Raw genomic sequence first — 15,543 nt, forward strand, 5'->3', positions numbered from 1 at the left:
TTCAATAATTAGCAAATAATTAGAGAAATAAATTTGTAAAAACCTTTTAATTTATGTTATTTTTGGATGATTTTATTATTAATATAACAATAACACGGCTTTAATTTTGAAAAAAGAAGTAACATTCTTAATTATCCAATTTGTACTTTTTTCATTATATTTCATTGATATTGAGGTAATTTCTTATTCAATTCCGTCTTGGCTGAATTATATTTTACTCTCTATTGTAGGTTGTGGTTTTGTAATTATTTTCTTAGGTATCTTAAATCTTAATGATGATTTAAGTGTAATACATACAAGAAAAGAAAAGCCTATGGTTTTCCATGGTATTTATCGGTATGTGCGCCATCCAATATATTCAGGAATACTTTTAAGTATGATAGCCTATGCACTCTTTACAGTCTCAATATTTAAATTTATTTTAACCTTGGTTATGGGGGTCGTTTTTTATTATAAATCTGATAACGAAGAAAACTGGATGGTTAAAAAGTACGAACAGTACAGAATCTATAAACAGAAAACGGGTCGTTTCCTTCCAAAACTGAGAAATAGGAATTGCTAATAAAATAATAACGTTTCTTAATAACTTTCCTTGTAAGGTTCTTCATAAAGTTACTACTTTTACATTTAGAAATTAAATTTACCCGCTTTTCGGGCAATGAATTTGAATTAAACTATTATGGCAGATACTATTGAAAAAATCAAATGTTTGATTATTGGCTCTGGTCCAGCAGGATATACAGCAGCAATCTATGCGTCACGTGCAGATTTAAAACCTGTAATGTACACGGGTATGGAACCTGGAGGGCAATTAACAACAACTACCGAGGTTGATAACTTCCCCGGTTATCCTGATGGAGTAGATGGTCCAACCATGATGGTTCAGCTACAAAAACAAGCGGAACGTTTTGGAACAGAGGTGCGTATAGGAATGGTTACTGCTGTAGATTTTAGCAATGAAGAAGGTGGTGTTCATAGGGTAACAGTTGATAATAAGAAGCAAATTGAAGCTGAAACAGTTATCATTTCAACTGGAGCAACGGCTAAATATTTAGGTTTACCAAGCGAACAAAAATTACGTGGTGGCGGAGTTTCAGCCTGTGCCGTGTGTGACGGATTTTTCTACAAAGGTCAAGATGTTGCCATAGTAGGTGGAGGAGATACTGCTGCCGAAGAAGCGACCTATCTTGCCAATATTTGTAACAAGGTGACTATGTTAGTTCGTAAAGACTATATGAAAGCCTCAAAAGCCATGCAACACCGTGTTGAGAATACAGAGAATATTGACTTACGTTACAATACCGAAGTAGATGAGGTGTTGGGAGAACAAGTAGTAGAGGGTTTACGTATGGTGAACAACCAAACAAACGAGAAAGAAGATATTAAGATAACTGGTATGTTTATCGCCATTGGTCATAAACCAAACACTGAAATATTCAAAGATCAGTTAGATATGGATCCTACCGGTTATATAATTACCAAAGGGAAAAGTACCAAGACTAATAGACCAGGCGTTTTTGCTAGTGGTGATGTACAAGATAAAGAATATCGTCAAGCTGTTACAGCAGCCGGGACAGGTTGTATGGCTGCCTTAGATGCAGAACGTTATTTACAGACTATTGAAACTGAAAAGGCTGTAGAAGCATAAACAGCTTTAAACAAACAGAATAAAACACCTAAGCAAACCGTTTAGGTGTTTTTTTATGCTTTTTATAATAGTAGGTATCTTATAAGTCACTACTAAAAACTTATATTTGTAGGGTATAACCTATTTGTTTATGAAAGTATTTTTATACTTTTTTATTGCTCTTTTTTTTAATTCGGTTGGCGTTTTTTGTCAAGAAGCAGCCGAAAGTGACTTTCTTTTTTTCAAAAATTTAAATACCGTTTATAAAAATCCATCTCAAGCTGAAAGAGTTGCTGAGTACTTATATAAAAACGCTAATACACAATTAGAAAAAGCCGAAGCCCTTTACTTGCTTTCAGAAGGTAAAAAAAGGCAAGGAGATTATATAGAAAGCATAGAAAATCTTTTTAAGGCAAAAGGATTGGTAAACCCTTCAAAAGATCACTTTTTGAACAGTTTGCTATTAGTTTCAATAGCAGAAAGGTGCCAAATGACCGGAATTAACGATATTTCGGAAGAATACTTTCGGAAAGCTACCCGTCAAGTTAACATGATACGCCAAAAAGAAGAGCTTATTATAGCCAGTGCTTTTTTATTGTTTGAACAATCCAAAAAAAGTCTAAGTAAGGACAGTATCGCTACCGCAAAACAATTTGCTAAATCTTCAGAAAATAAATTAGAAGATGTTAAAACGATAGTACCGGCACTAGTCATTAAAAACTATGTGCTACAGGGTAAAATTCACTTGACCGATAAAGTATTAGATTCTGCTACTCGCTATTTTAATAAAAGTCTTGACCTTATAACAACAGCGGGACTTGAAGGATCATCCCTTGAAGCCGAAACCTTAAAAGGAATAGGGGAGGTTCAATTTGTTACATCTAATTTTGAAGGTGCTAAAGCAAATTTTAAAAAAGCCTTAAACATTCCTATTACTGAAGCTCCGCTTCGTGTCACTATTTTACGCAACTTATCAAATGTATATAAGGCACAGGATAGTATAGAAGCCTACCAAACATATTATCGAGAAAGTTCGACGCTTAATGCCTCTGTTTTGACTTCAGAACGAAAACTTCGCAATACTATTATCTCACATATTGAAGCAGAACAGGAGGGAGCTATCCATAGTGATAAAAGAAGTTATTACTACATAGGAGGGATTATCGCCCTTGTTTTATTAGTATCACTAATAGGGTATTACTTTTATAATAAACAACTGGAAAAGGAATATCGGCAATTTGAAAAAGTCATTAAACAACTTGAAAACAAAGAAAAGTTGGAAGCTCCTAAAAAGGTTCAACAAGAAAATGAAGGCTCCAAAGGAATCACGATTCCTAAAGAAACAGAGAATGCCATTCTGCAACGACTCGAAGATTTTGAAACAACAACCAAATACACCAGTCAAAATATGTCATTGCCTGTCTTAGCCAAGCAATTGGATACCAATACTAAATACATTTCTGAAATAATCCATACCCATAAAAATAAAAACTTCAATACTTATATAAACGAATTGCGCATCAACCATATTATTCAGTTAATGAAAGAAGATAAAAAGTATCTAAATTATAAAGTAAGCTATTTAGCTGAAGAAAGTGGCTTTTCCTCTCATAGCGCTTTTACCGTGGTCTTTAAATCCATTACTGGGATAACGCCAAAGCAGTTTGTGTCCTTTTTGAAAAAAGATGATAAAGTAGCGTCTTAATCTTTTTAGTATATTACCAAAAAAAAGTGTTTTTGCGTAAAAATATACTTTTCAGTTTATTGATGTTTGCTTTGTTGCTTTTAAGCCATATAGTAAACGCACAAAACAAAGCATTGATAGACAGCCTGCGCCAAGAGGCCAATGTCTTGGCATACAGCAACCCTGAGCGAGCCGTTGAAAGGGGATTGGAGTTGTTTAGCCTTTCAGAAAATAACCCATCACAGCAAGTTTCGGCTTTATTGACAGTTGCCAATGCGTATGCAGTGCTTAAAGACCATGATAAAGTTTTAAAATATGCCCTCAAAGCAGATTCCATAGCTAGTGAAAATCAAAACTATACAGACCAAGTACGCGCATTGGGCTTTATAGGTGGGTAATATCAGCGGTTAAAGCTCAGTAATCGAGCCTTGGAGTATCTAGATCGGGCGTATAACCTTTCTATAAAACATCCTTTACCAGATTCCATACAGTATATACAAGGTAATATTCTGTTTGTTAAGGGATTGATTCAAAGAGATAATTTGGGTTGCGATTATGCGTTGCCTTATTTAACTAAAGCCGCCAACGTATTTGAAAAAAACTTAAGTAAAAAGTTACTGAACAGTAGCATGGCCATTACTTTGAATAATATTGGGGATTGCAATTTTGAATTGAAAAAATATCAAAAAGCGCAACAAAAGTATGAAGAGGCGATTGTATATGCAACAAAAATAAATGCTGTAAAAAACATTGCATATTCAAAATTGGGATTGGCCAAGATACTTTCCGAAGAAAAAAAATACCAATCGGCAATTCAAAAGTTGGAAGAGGCATTGCTTTCTGTCAAAAATATAAATGACGCGGGATTAAAAACAGAGTTATACAAATCTCTTTCCAAAAATTATGCTGCGGTAGGAAATAACGAAAAGTACAACACCTATACAAAACTGTATTTTGAGGAAGAAGAAAAACTGTTGAATGAAGAAAAAAAATCTATCAATCAGGTAGCCAATAATCTTGCAGCTGAAAATCTCAATAAAAGGAAAAATCAAAAAAACACATACACCTATATATTTATAATTTGCGGATTACTTTTACTTGTAATTTTAGGATATATAGTTAACAAAATACTTCAGAAAAGACGAAAAATAGCTCAAAAAAGACAAGAAATAGAAAATACTTCAAAAAAGCAATAGTTTGAGTGTATGTTGTTGATTGTTAGTGTATTGAATATATTTTTTTTCTTTTAAATTTCGTGAAAATTCCTATAAATCAAAAATATAGTTCTTTATATATAGGTAATCATTGGTTAGGTTTACATTCGAGATTGAAAACTTAAAACCTTTTATGATGAAACAATTACTTACACTAATTTTTGCTATTTGCTTAGCGTCCTTTAGTCTGCATGCACAATGCGACATATCGGAAAATTTTGACACCTATAATAATGGAGAGGTCCCAACAGACTGGACCATGATTGATGCCACAGATGGAACTTCTTCCTACGGGCGAGTAACTTCAAATCCTTCAGCGCCTAGTCCTGATAGATATTTTAGAATATATAGTGGAAATGCCACTACGGGAGACCTTATTTTTATTTCCCCAATGGAAGCAACTACTTCAGACGGAAATCACCGGTTGAAGTTCTTTTCGCAAGGAACCACAGAATCAAGTTTAGTTGTAGGTACTACAGATGCTAGTGATGGAAGTGGAACCTTTACTACATTAGAAACGATAACTCTGTTGGGAACCAATAATGATGATTGGGAAGCTCAAGAAATAATCATCCCGGCAGGAACGGATGGATATATTTTCTTTCAGCATAACCTTGGATCAACTTTTGACCAAGTGAATATAGATAGTGTTTGTTTAGAACCAATTCCTACTTGTTTAGAGGTTAGTGCTGTAGAAGTTTCAAACCCTACGCAAACAACCATTGACTTAGCTTGGACAGAAAGCGGCTCTGGTGAGGACAATTGGGAATATGTTGTACAAGAAGAAGGAAGCGGAGAACCTTCTACAAATGGAACGGCTCATACATCAACAGATGCCAACCCTTCACTTACAGTTAGTGATCTTGACTCTAATACAGTATATGAAGCCTACGTACGTGCCGATTGTGGTGGCGGGGATTATGGTGCTTGGATAAAATCTACTGGCGTTGTGAGAACAGATTGCGCCCCATTAACAGATAATTTTTGTGAAGATTGGGCTGGAATGCCAGAAGATGAAGTACCAATTTGTTGGAGTGCGATTGATGACCCTAATACATCTGGTCATGTTCAATTAGATTATGAGTTTAGTTATAGTAAAAACATGTTAGAGTTGTATGCGGTTAGTACTACTGTTGGAGATCTTATCGCCATTTCACCAGATGTTTCAGCTTTTGCTACCGATGGGGCTCATCGTTTACGTTTTACTGCAGGTTCGTCACCAGACGCTCCAGATGTTTTAGCAGTAGGAACGATGGATGAAAATGATAATTTTGTTGAAATAACAACACTAACCCTTACAAGTGATAGAGATACTGAGTATTTAGTTACCCTACCTGATAATGGTCACGATAACTTCGCTTTTAAGCACAGTGGTCAGATTAACAAAACGGTATGGATTAATACAGTTTGTGTTGAAGACTTACCTTCTTGTTTAGAAGTTACAGATGTTACAGCATCGAATGTAGATTTTGATTCTGCAGATATTTCTTGGACAGCAAGTGAATCTAACGAAACTGCTTGGGAATATATAGTACAAGAAACTTCGTTGCCAGCACCAGATGCTACTACTAGCGGTACTGAAATAGCTACTACATCTACCACAGTGTCTTTAGATCAAAATACTGCTTATAAAGCGTATGTACGTGCAAAATGTGATGTAGACGACTTCGGGGCCTGGGTTGCTTCAGATGAGTTTACATCGGCTTGTAGCAGTTTTGTTGCTGAGTATAATTTTGGTTTTGAAGGCCCAAATGTTGATGGGGAAGAACTGAAGCCATGTTGGTCAGTATTTGATATAACATTGGGCGATTTTAGAACATACGAAGAACAAGGAAATATTATGCCTTCAGAAGGAAGTTTAATGATGCGTATGTTCGTCTCTAGTTCCTCAGATTCTGAAGGATTAATCGTGAGTACACCAGAGTTTTCAGATTTAAACATAGATAAACAAATACGTTTTAAGATGAATAAAAGTGCTGCGAGTACGGCAGATTTAGACATCATTGTAGGAACTATGGCAGATCCTATGGATGCAAGTACTTTTGTAGTTCTTGATGATACCTCGTTAAACCAATCTACAATTATTGCCGAAACGTGGACGGAGTTTACGATTGACCTTTCAGGTTATGATACAAGTTTAGGGCACAATTACATCGCCTTTAAGCCTCAACATTCAGGTACAGGAGGTTCGCAGTTTCTTTATATGGATGACTTTAACTATGAATACAATGAACCTCAAGGCTTAAATGATGAACCTGAAACATCTGCTATTTTAACAGCATCAGACGATTATAACTGTAATAATCCTATAACGGGCGACTATCAAGGTGCTACAAGGTCTGAAGAATACGGATGTACTTCACCAGATTACGATGGTTATAATGATTTATGGTATCGATTCACCCCTGAAACTTCTGGTCTATATTATTTTGGACTTGAAGCAATTGACGGTGACCCTATGAATATGTATGTTTATGAAGGTTCATCTGTTAACCCAGTGCCAATTAATTCGGGATGCAGTACACGTTTTACGTCAATCGAGTTAAATGCTGGAGAAACATATTTTGTCGGTATTGCAAGTGAAATACCAACAGCACAATTTTCATTATGTGTATCTAAATTTCCAGAAACACCAACAAACGATGAACCAAGTGGTGCACTTGAGTTAACCGAGTCAACCGATAGAAACTGTGACAATCCAGTTAGCGGTTATACAGCATCGGCTACCTATTCAACCGATTCTGCTTGTTCCCCTCAAACAGACGATGTTTGGTACACATTTGTACCAAGTACTACAGCAAACTATACCTTTAAAAGGACGGTAACCAATGGTGGTGCACCAACGTCAGTATCTGTTTATTCTGGTACTCCCGGAAATATGACTCAAATTACAGAAGGATGTGACTCGTATTTGCAAACTGTGGATTTAACTGCTGGGGAAACCTATTACGTAGCAGTTTCAAGTTCAGCTGGTTCCATTCCTTTATATTTTGATTTGTGTGCGTATCAATCACCACCAGCGCCAGGAAATGACGAATGTGTAAATGCTTTCGACTTGAACGTTGGAGAAGATTTTGAAACCAGTTTTATAATTGGTGATAATACTTCTGCTACTAGAAACCCAAATGATCCATTGGTAATTTGTGATGGTCTTGAGTTCGAGGAAAAAGGAAAAGATATATGGTACACTGTGACCGTACCAAATTCTGGAAACCTAAAACTGGAAACCAAAAACAACAACGATCCTTATTTAACCGATACCGGTTTACAAGCCTATGCTGGTGAATGTGGTGCTTTGGAAACTTTATACTGTAGTTCGGATGACGGTGATTACTTTTTCAATTATATTGAATTGACAAATCTTGAGCCTGGCACCGAAGTTTTGGTACGTATGTGGGGTCGAGTAGGGAACTACGGAACCTTCAAAATTGCTGCTTACGATGATTCTCCGGAATGTAACTACCCGTCCATTTTTACAGTAAGCGATGTTACTGAAACAACGGCTATGGTAAGTTGGACAGCACCAACCCCAGAACCAACAGGAGGATATGAATATATTGTACAAGAAGCAGGAACTGGATATCCAGGTGAAAATACTGGGACACCTACAAATGATACCGAAGTACTTTTAGAGGATTTAACTCCTATGACTGAGTACGAAGTATATGTAAAAGCATTTTGTAGTGCTAGTGGAAGTGCTTGGGCAGGCCCAATAACTTTTGAAACTAGCGAATTGGGTGTTTCAAACATTAACAAGGACCAATTTAAATTGTACCCTAACCCAGTAAATGATGTTGTAAACGTATCATATAAGTCTACAATAGACAGTATATCCATTTATTCCATAACTGGACAGTTGGTTTATGATAATGCAATACATACTTCTTCAGCACAAATTAATGTATCACACCTATCAAGTGGGCTGTATATATTAGAAGCTCAAGTTGAAGGAAGCAAAGTAAGATTTAAAATTATTGTTGAGTAAATTTAGTTGTTAGTTAATACCAAAACGTCCCGTTGCATTATGCTTCGGGACGTTTTTTATTCAGTCATTTCGACGATAGGAGAAATCGCATTCTACTATTTGCGTATTCCTTTTTAACAGTTATATTTTAAATGGAAAATTTGAAAAAAAATTGGCTCAAGTCCAAAATGTGATTCCTCGACGTACCTCCTTCAGAATGACTATGATTTGTCATCTCGACGATAGGAGAGATCACATTCTACCAGTCACGTATTCCTCTTCAGCTGTTGTGTTTTAAAGAAAGCTTTGCTACTTGCAGCGACCTGTGCTGAGCTTCTCGAAGTAAGCGGTCATGTAAATAGTAACATCCTTACGCCCGTGATTTGTTTTTCACCTTAATTGTCCACTCAAACTCAAAAACCGAAACGATATCTCCAGCTTTATCAACACCTTGAGATTTCATCCAAATAGTTTGCCCTTCGCCAGTTTTAACTGCCTCTTGAATGGCTTCTTTTACTTTAACTCCATCTTCACAGCTAAACGTAATTCTTCCTTTTGCTTTTTTTGAAAACGAAGCTTTATTATTGGCCACCAGCATTGAAATTCTTTCATCACTTTCTTTAATGGTCGCCATGACCATGGCGCCGGTGCTCAACTCGGCAGCCATTCCTTGCACGGCCCAAAACATGGACTTAAAGGGGTTTTGATTGATCCATTTATGACGTACCGAAGTTACGCAAGTTGTTTCATTTATACTCTTAACCCGAACACCTGTAAACCAAGCAGAAGGTAATTTAAAAAATAAAAAAGTATTGATTTTTGAAGGTGTAAGTGGCATATTCAGTGGTTTTAAGGCGAATATACACCAAAAAAAGGAACCATGCTAATTCTTAAAATTATGTTAAATTTTAGTACTATACATAACATAATACCTTTTTTTGTACATATATTTGTATAAGAAATTAATAAGCAATGGCAACAACCTTTACAAATCTATCTGAAAAAGAAGCTGAAAATCAAAAAAATATCGCAGCGGGCATTCATTTGAGTACCTTTTTAAAGTATTTATTTCCGTTTGCAAATTTTATTGCTCCGTTAATATTATGGACCATCCATAAAGAAAAACCATTTGTGGATAGTCATGGAAAACGAGCGATAAACTTTCAGTTAAGCATTTTGTTATATTCAATAGGAATAGGAGTATTATGCTTACCATTCTTTGTGATTTTTGCAGCAGATTTCATTTCACTTATAGAAACAATGGAGCACACCATAGGAAATCCTGGCTTCGCTGAAATTAGAAATCTTTCAGGATACATTCTTTTATTCGGTATAGCAGGACTGTTACTTTTCGGCTTATTCATATTAGAACTGTACGCCGTAATTACCGCAACTATGTATGCCGCTAAAGGCAAACTATATAAATACCCATTATGCATACCTTTTTTAAAATCATCTTCTGAACCTGTTTCAGAAATCAATCAATCAAAAAATGAGCACACTAGTTAACATCGTATTGGCAGCAGTTTTAAGTTTTTTAGGCGCCGAAGTGCAAAAAGAGCGTAACGAGACAGCTATGAATACATCGATACAATGCCAGCAAACCGTTGAAAACGTACAAGCAGTATTGTTCACAGAAAATGAAGCTATTAATTGTAAATAGGACCGATGAAAATTGAAAACACAAAAGCGCAAATGCGTAAAGGAGTTTTGGAGTATTGTATCCTTTCCGTTTTAAAGGACGGCGAGGCATATACATCAGATATTCTTGATACCTTAAAAGACGCGAAAATGCTGGTAGTAGAAGGAACAATCTATCCGCTGCTTACCCGATTAAAAAATGCAGGATTACTTTCCTACCGATGGGAAGAATCTACCAGTGGGCCACCACGTAAATATTATGAACTGACCGAAACCGGACAGCTATTTTTAAATGAATTGAATACTACCTGGAGCGAACTGCAACAGGCAGTAAACAGAGTAACCAGCGAAAACACTACGAAATGAAAAAGACAGTAAACATAAATTTAGCAGGCACCTTTTTTCATATAGATGAGGATGCCTTTGGGAAACTTTCACGATACCTCGATGCTATTAAAAGATCGCTTACCGATCCTAATGGGAGTGACGAAATTATGCGGGATATTGAAGCTCGTATTGCTGAACTTTTTTCAGAAAAAATCGAAACGAAAGCCCAGGTAATTTCTTTAAAAGAATTGGACGAGGTAATAGCCGTAATGGGACAACCGGAAGATTATCAGGTTGATGAAGAAATGTTTGAGGATGTACCACCTACACAAAAAAGTAGTCGCCGTAGAAGCTCTACAAGACAACAGTTGTTTAGAGATATTGACAACAAATTTATCTCAGGGGTTTCTTCTGGGTTAGGGCATTATTTGGGCATCGATGCAATCTGGATTCGTCTACTTTGGATCATCTTGACGATTCTTTCACAAGGAGTATTTATTGTCGTGTACATCATCTTCTGGATATTGGTTCCAGCAGCGGTAACCACTTCAGATAAATTGAGAATGACAGGTGAACCCGTTAATATTTCAAACATAGAACGGAAATTTAAGGAAGGTTATGACACCGTTGCCGATAAAGTAAAAAATGCCGATTACGATAAATATGGACAAAAAGTAAAAAAAGGAACTTCGGGTTTCTTTGATACGTTGGGTAAAATAATCGTGACGCTATTCACCATTTTTGTGAAGTTTTTAGGGTTGTTATTTATTCTTATATCAATAAGTGCTTTGATCGGCCTTATCGTTAGTTTGTTTACGTTAGGAACAGTAGGATTCTGGGGTACGGGTGAAGTGATGGAGTACATAACTATGTTTGACACCACAGGTACCCCCATCTGGATTATTTCTCTATTAACGCTTTTCGCAGTTGGGATTCCATTTTTTGTACTATTCATTTTAGGACTTAAAATGTTAATCAACAACTTAAAGTCGATAGGGACAAAAGCGAAGATCACCTTATTAATCGTATGGTTTATATCATTAATCATATTGGGGATTTTAGGGATAAAGCAAGCTACGCAGAGAGCGTATGATGGAGAAGATATAGCTGAAACAGTCCTTCCCGTTAAAAAAGGAGATACGTTGCAGTTAAAAATGCGTGCCGATAGTCAATATGAATATGAAGCACATCGTCACGGCGGGTTAGAGCTGAAATACAATGAAAATGACGAAAGGATTATCTACAGCAATGATATTCGGTTAATCGTTCGATCTACTAAGGATTCTGTTGGAAAACTATTGATAGAGCGTAAAGCTGAAGGAAAAAGCTTTTTAGACGCTAAAAAACACGCAGAAGCCATTGAGTACAATTATTCTATGGAGAATGGAGTTTTGCTTTTAGATGGCTTCTTAACTACAGGAACAGACAATAAGTTCCATGATCAAGAAGTAGAGATAACGCTGTATTTACCAGAAGGAAGTATTTTAATTGCAAATAAAAACACCTATTCATACCATAGAAACGATTCTCGTTACGAAGATATTTTAGAAAATGGTGATGAAGAGAAAACACTATTGATACTACGTGATGCGACACAATGTATAGATTGTGAAGATGCTGTTGATGAAGAAGAAATAGAGACTATAGGTGAAACTTCAGAAATGGAAGAAGAGTTAGAAGAAGAATTAGAAGATGATTTTGATGACGATACCTCTTCCTCAAATTGGAAAGAAGGCGTTGAAAATAAATTTGATGAAAAGAAAACCGATTCAGTTTCTCAACAGAATAAAACCATAGTAACAGATTCAATCAATAACCAATAAATCAATACAGTCATGAAACCAATCCATGTAATTTTACTAGTCTTGATAGCAGGCTTTAGTACTGCTTGTCAATTTGATATTAACCTTGGGCAAACCAATGGTGACGGTAATGTTGTAACCGAAGAACGACCTGTCTCAGAATCATTTACCGCTGTACGCGGAAGCGCAGGCTTAGATGTTTTCTTAACCAAAGGCGACGAAGAAAAAATTGTTGTAGAAGCCGATGAAAACCTACTTGCTATTATTGAAACTGAAATAATAGACGGCAAATTAAAAATAGGAACTAAAGAAAACATTGGTCGTTCTAAAGCGAAAAAAGTATACGTAACGTATACTGAATTAAATACCATTGAAGCCAGCAGTGGTGCCGATGTGATAGGAAACTCAGTCGTGGAAAGCGAACGTTTAACATTAGATTGTAGTAGCGGCGGCGATCTTGAAGTAGAAGTTTTTTCAAAACATGTAATTGCTGAAACCAGCAGTGGTGCCGATATAAATGTTTCTGGTAAAGCGACAAATCTAGACGCATCTGCTTCCAGTGGGAGTGATTTAAATGCGAAAGATCTTTTAGTAATTAATTGCAAGGCCGATGTATCTAGCGGTGCCGATATTACTGTAAACGTTCAAGATAAACTTGTTTCTGAAACATCTAGTGGCGGTGATGTTCACTATTATGGTAATCCTGGGAATGTTTCGAAAAATGAAAGCAAATCTGGCGGCGGAACCCATAAAATGTAACTAAAAGCAATATCAACCAACCAAAAAGCAAAAACCGAAGACAATTCAGCTTCGGTTTTTGTTGTTTCAGTAGTTTTTATTTCAACCTTACAACCTATAATTACTATTTTAGTAGCGTAAAAAATAAGTAAGAGAACATGGAAGTATTAATTATAGAAGACGAAAAACCTTCAGCAAGACGGTTAAAACGAATGCTCGAAAAGCTAGATGTAACTGTAAACCATACGCTTCATAGTGTTGAGGAATCTATCCAGTGGTTTTCAAATAATCCACAACCCGAATTGATTTTTTTGGATATTCAGCTTAGCGATGGTCTCTCTTTTGAAATTTTCGACGCAGTTTCCATAACCAGTTCTATTATTTTCACCACTGCCTATGACGAATATGCACTGCAAGCTTTTAAACTGAACAGTATAGATTACCTTTTAAAACCTATTGATCAAGAAGATTTAGAAAAAGCAGTTGAAAAGTATAAAACTTTTAAACCACAGCAACAGAACGTTCAGTTAAATTTTGAAGATATTAAAAAAATGTTGACCAATCCAGTGGAACGTGAGTACAAAAAGCGTTTTACAACAAAAATAGGGCAGCACCTTAAAATGATTTCGGTAGATGATATTGAGTGTTTTTATTCTGAAAACAAAGGAACCTACGCATACACTACCGAAGGTCGTGATTACTTATTAGATACAACTTTAGAACAACTGGAAAACGAGCTAGCACCTGAAACCTTTTTTAGGGTAAATCGAACTTTTTTCATCAATATTAATACTATTAAGGATATTATATCGTACACAAACTCTCGGCTTCAGTTAAAACTAAATAGTTATTCCGATCAAGATATAATCGTAGCGCGAGAACGTGTAAAGGATTTCAAAATTTGGCTGGAATAAATCGTATTTCAGAAATAAAACTACGCTATCCTTGCAAAAGTAAAGACGTAACTGCATCTTTGCGAGCTGTAAACCATTAATATGTCAAAGGTTGTTTTAATAACGGGCGGATCTTCCGGAATAGGAAAAGCAATAGGTGCTTACTTACTTTCAAAAAACTATGTAGTATACGGTACGAGCCGTAATCCTGATAAATATAAAGATACCAGTCCATTCCCTCTATTGAAAATGGAAGTCACTAGCTTAGAGAGCGTTCAAGAATCTGTAAACGAGTTATTAAAACAAGAAGAAAGAGTTGATGTATTAATTAACAATGCCGGTGTGGGAATTACTGGACCCATTGAAGAAACACCTAATGCTGAAATTGAAAAAGCCTTCGCTACCAACTTATACGGACCTATAAATGTTATAAAAGCTGTTTTACCAACTATGCGAGAGCAGGGGAGTGGCACTATAATTAACATAACCTCTATTGCAGGTTATATGGGACTTCCGTACCGTGGAATCTATTCAGCAACAAAAGCCGCTTTAGAAATTACCATTGAAGCCTTGCGAATGGAAGTACGGCAATTTGGCGTTAAAATGACCAACATTGCACCTGGCGATTTTGCCACCAATATTGCTGCTAGTAGATACCACGCTCCACAACTAGAAGACTCTCCCTACAAAAAAGAATACGGGAATACTTTAAAAATAATGGATGAGCACGTAGACTCTGGAGAGGATCCTGATAAAATGGCTAAGGTGGTTCATCAAATTATCGAGACGAAAAATCCTAAAGTACATTATAAGGTTGGCTCTTTCCTTCAGAAATTTTCTGTGGTTCTTAAAAAAATACTTCCAGATAAAACATACGAGCGTATGTTATTGAATCATTATAAGCTGAAATAAACAATCTTTTTCTGTTTTCAGTTTAAAACAGCGGTAATCTTCGTTACTTTTGTAACAATCAAAAACTGAAAACCCGTTACTATGAAATTCTTTATCGATACCGCAAACTTAGATCAAATTCGCGAAGCACAAGACTTAGGTGTTTTAGATGGCGTAACTACCAACCCATCGTTAATGGCCAAAGAAGGCATTACTGGGCGTAATAATATTTTAAAACATTACGTAGATATCTGTAATATTGTAGATGGCGATGTTTCTGCTGAAGTAATCGCAACCGATTTTGACGGTATTGTAAAAGAAGGCGAACAATTGGCAGATTTACACGAGCAGATCGTGGTAAAAATACCCATGATTAAAGAAGGAATAAAAGCGATAAAGTACTTTACCGACAAAGGGATTAGAACTAACTGTACGTTAGTGTTCTCTGCAGGACAAGCTTTGTTGGCCGCAAAAGCAGGAGCTACGTATGTATCCCCATTTATTGGTAGATTGGATGATATTTCGACAGATGGATTAAATCTTATTGCTGAAATACGCCTTATTTATGATAATTACGGTTTTGAGACGGAGATATTAGCTGCTTCTATTCGTCACACCATGCACGTTTTAGAATGTGCAAAAATTGGAGCTGATGTTATGACGGGACCACTTTCTTCAATTGAAGGGTTGTTAAAACACCCACTTACGGATATCGGTCTTGAAAAGTTTTTAGCAGATTATAAGAAAGGGAATTAAGAAAAA

At 36.1% G+C, this 15,543-nt stretch carries 15 protein-coding genes; 14 read left to right on the top strand and 1 reads right to left on the bottom strand.

Annotation, left to right across the window (positions count from 1 at the left end):
• Nucleotides 1-106 precede the first annotated feature (106 nt).
• The 6 genes from AACZ92_RS04350 (at nucleotide 107) to AACZ92_RS04375 (ending at nucleotide 8,510) form a co-directional block, all read left to right on the top strand.
• Nucleotides 107-562, top strand: coding sequence for an isoprenylcysteine carboxylmethyltransferase family protein (locus AACZ92_RS04350; protein WP_339697516.1), 456 nt, complete (start codon nucleotides 107-109; stop codon nucleotides 560-562).
• A gap of 117 nt (nucleotides 563-679) precedes the next feature.
• The gene (trxB, locus tag AACZ92_RS04355; protein WP_339697518.1) at nucleotides 680-1,648 is read left to right on the top strand and encodes a thioredoxin-disulfide reductase; all 969 of its coding nucleotides are present in this window, start codon (nucleotides 680-682) and stop codon (nucleotides 1,646-1,648) included.
• 130 nt (nucleotides 1,649-1,778) lie between these two features.
• Nucleotides 1,779-3,332, top strand: coding sequence for a helix-turn-helix transcriptional regulator (locus AACZ92_RS04360; RefSeq protein ID WP_339697520.1), 1,554 nt, complete (start codon nucleotides 1,779-1,781; stop codon nucleotides 3,330-3,332).
• A gap of 32 nt (nucleotides 3,333-3,364) precedes the next feature.
• Nucleotides 3,365-3,709 carry a hypothetical protein gene (locus AACZ92_RS04365; protein ID WP_339697522.1) on the top strand — a complete coding sequence of 115 codons (345 nt, stop codon included), beginning with the start codon at nucleotides 3,365-3,367 and terminating at the stop codon, nucleotides 3,707-3,709.
• A 30-nt stretch (nucleotides 3,710-3,739) separates the two neighbouring features.
• Nucleotides 3,740-4,507, top strand: coding sequence for a tetratricopeptide repeat protein (locus AACZ92_RS04370; RefSeq protein WP_339697524.1), 768 nt, complete (start codon nucleotides 3,740-3,742; stop codon nucleotides 4,505-4,507).
• 154 nt (nucleotides 4,508-4,661) lie between these two features.
• Nucleotides 4,662-8,510, top strand: a complete 3,849-nt coding sequence (locus AACZ92_RS04375; RefSeq protein ID WP_339697526.1) for a fibronectin type III domain-containing protein — start codon at nucleotides 4,662-4,664, stop codon at nucleotides 8,508-8,510.
• A 349-nt stretch (nucleotides 8,511-8,859) separates the two neighbouring features.
• On the opposite strand, the gene AACZ92_RS04380 is transcribed toward AACZ92_RS04375, so the two are convergent.
• Nucleotides 8,860-9,327, bottom strand: coding sequence for a DUF4442 domain-containing protein (locus AACZ92_RS04380; RefSeq protein WP_339697528.1), 468 nt, complete (start codon nucleotides 9,325-9,327; stop codon nucleotides 8,860-8,862).
• A gap of 134 nt (nucleotides 9,328-9,461) precedes the next feature.
• On the opposite strand from AACZ92_RS04380, the gene AACZ92_RS04385 reads away from it, so the two are divergent.
• The 8 genes from AACZ92_RS04385 to fsa all read left to right on the top strand — a co-directional run bounded on the left by AACZ92_RS04385 (nucleotide 9,462) and on the right by fsa (nucleotide 15,537).
• Entirely contained in the window at nucleotides 9,462-9,998 is a 537-nt protein-coding gene (locus AACZ92_RS04385) for a DUF4870 domain-containing protein (RefSeq protein WP_339697530.1), read from the top strand.
• The gene (locus AACZ92_RS04390; protein WP_339697532.1) at nucleotides 9,982-10,152 is read left to right on the top strand and encodes a hypothetical protein; all 171 of its coding nucleotides are present in this window, start codon (nucleotides 9,982-9,984) and stop codon (nucleotides 10,150-10,152) included. The genes AACZ92_RS04385 and AACZ92_RS04390 overlap by 17 nt, the downstream gene beginning before the upstream one ends.
• Before the next feature lie 5 nt (nucleotides 10,153-10,157).
• Nucleotides 10,158-10,496 carry a PadR family transcriptional regulator gene (locus tag AACZ92_RS04395; RefSeq protein ID WP_339697534.1) on the top strand — a complete coding sequence of 113 codons (339 nt, stop codon included), beginning with the start codon at nucleotides 10,158-10,160 and terminating at the stop codon, nucleotides 10,494-10,496.
• Nucleotides 10,493-12,280, top strand: a complete 1,788-nt coding sequence (locus AACZ92_RS04400; RefSeq protein ID WP_339697536.1) for a PspC domain-containing protein — start codon at nucleotides 10,493-10,495, stop codon at nucleotides 12,278-12,280. The genes AACZ92_RS04395 and AACZ92_RS04400 overlap by 4 nt, the downstream gene beginning before the upstream one ends.
• Before the next feature lie 12 nt (nucleotides 12,281-12,292).
• Nucleotides 12,293-13,018 carry a head GIN domain-containing protein gene (locus AACZ92_RS04405; protein ID WP_339697538.1) on the top strand — a complete coding sequence of 242 codons (726 nt, stop codon included), beginning with the start codon at nucleotides 12,293-12,295 and terminating at the stop codon, nucleotides 13,016-13,018.
• Between the two features lie 137 nt (nucleotides 13,019-13,155).
• Nucleotides 13,156-13,911, top strand: coding sequence for a LytTR family DNA-binding domain-containing protein (locus AACZ92_RS04410; protein WP_339697540.1), 756 nt, complete (start codon nucleotides 13,156-13,158; stop codon nucleotides 13,909-13,911).
• A gap of 81 nt (nucleotides 13,912-13,992) precedes the next feature.
• Nucleotides 13,993-14,802, top strand: coding sequence for an SDR family oxidoreductase (locus AACZ92_RS04415; RefSeq protein WP_339697542.1), 810 nt, complete (start codon nucleotides 13,993-13,995; stop codon nucleotides 14,800-14,802).
• Between the two features lie 81 nt (nucleotides 14,803-14,883).
• Nucleotides 14,884-15,537 (top strand): fructose-6-phosphate aldolase, encoded by a 654-nt coding sequence (gene fsa, locus AACZ92_RS04420; RefSeq protein WP_339697544.1) that lies wholly within the window; start codon nucleotides 14,884-14,886, stop codon nucleotides 15,535-15,537.
• Nucleotides 15,538-15,543 lie beyond the last annotated feature (6 nt).

The sequence above is a fragment of the uncultured Marixanthomonas sp. genome (assembly GCF_963974425.1).
Classification (GTDB): Bacteria; Bacteroidota; Bacteroidia; order Flavobacteriales; family Flavobacteriaceae; genus Marixanthomonas.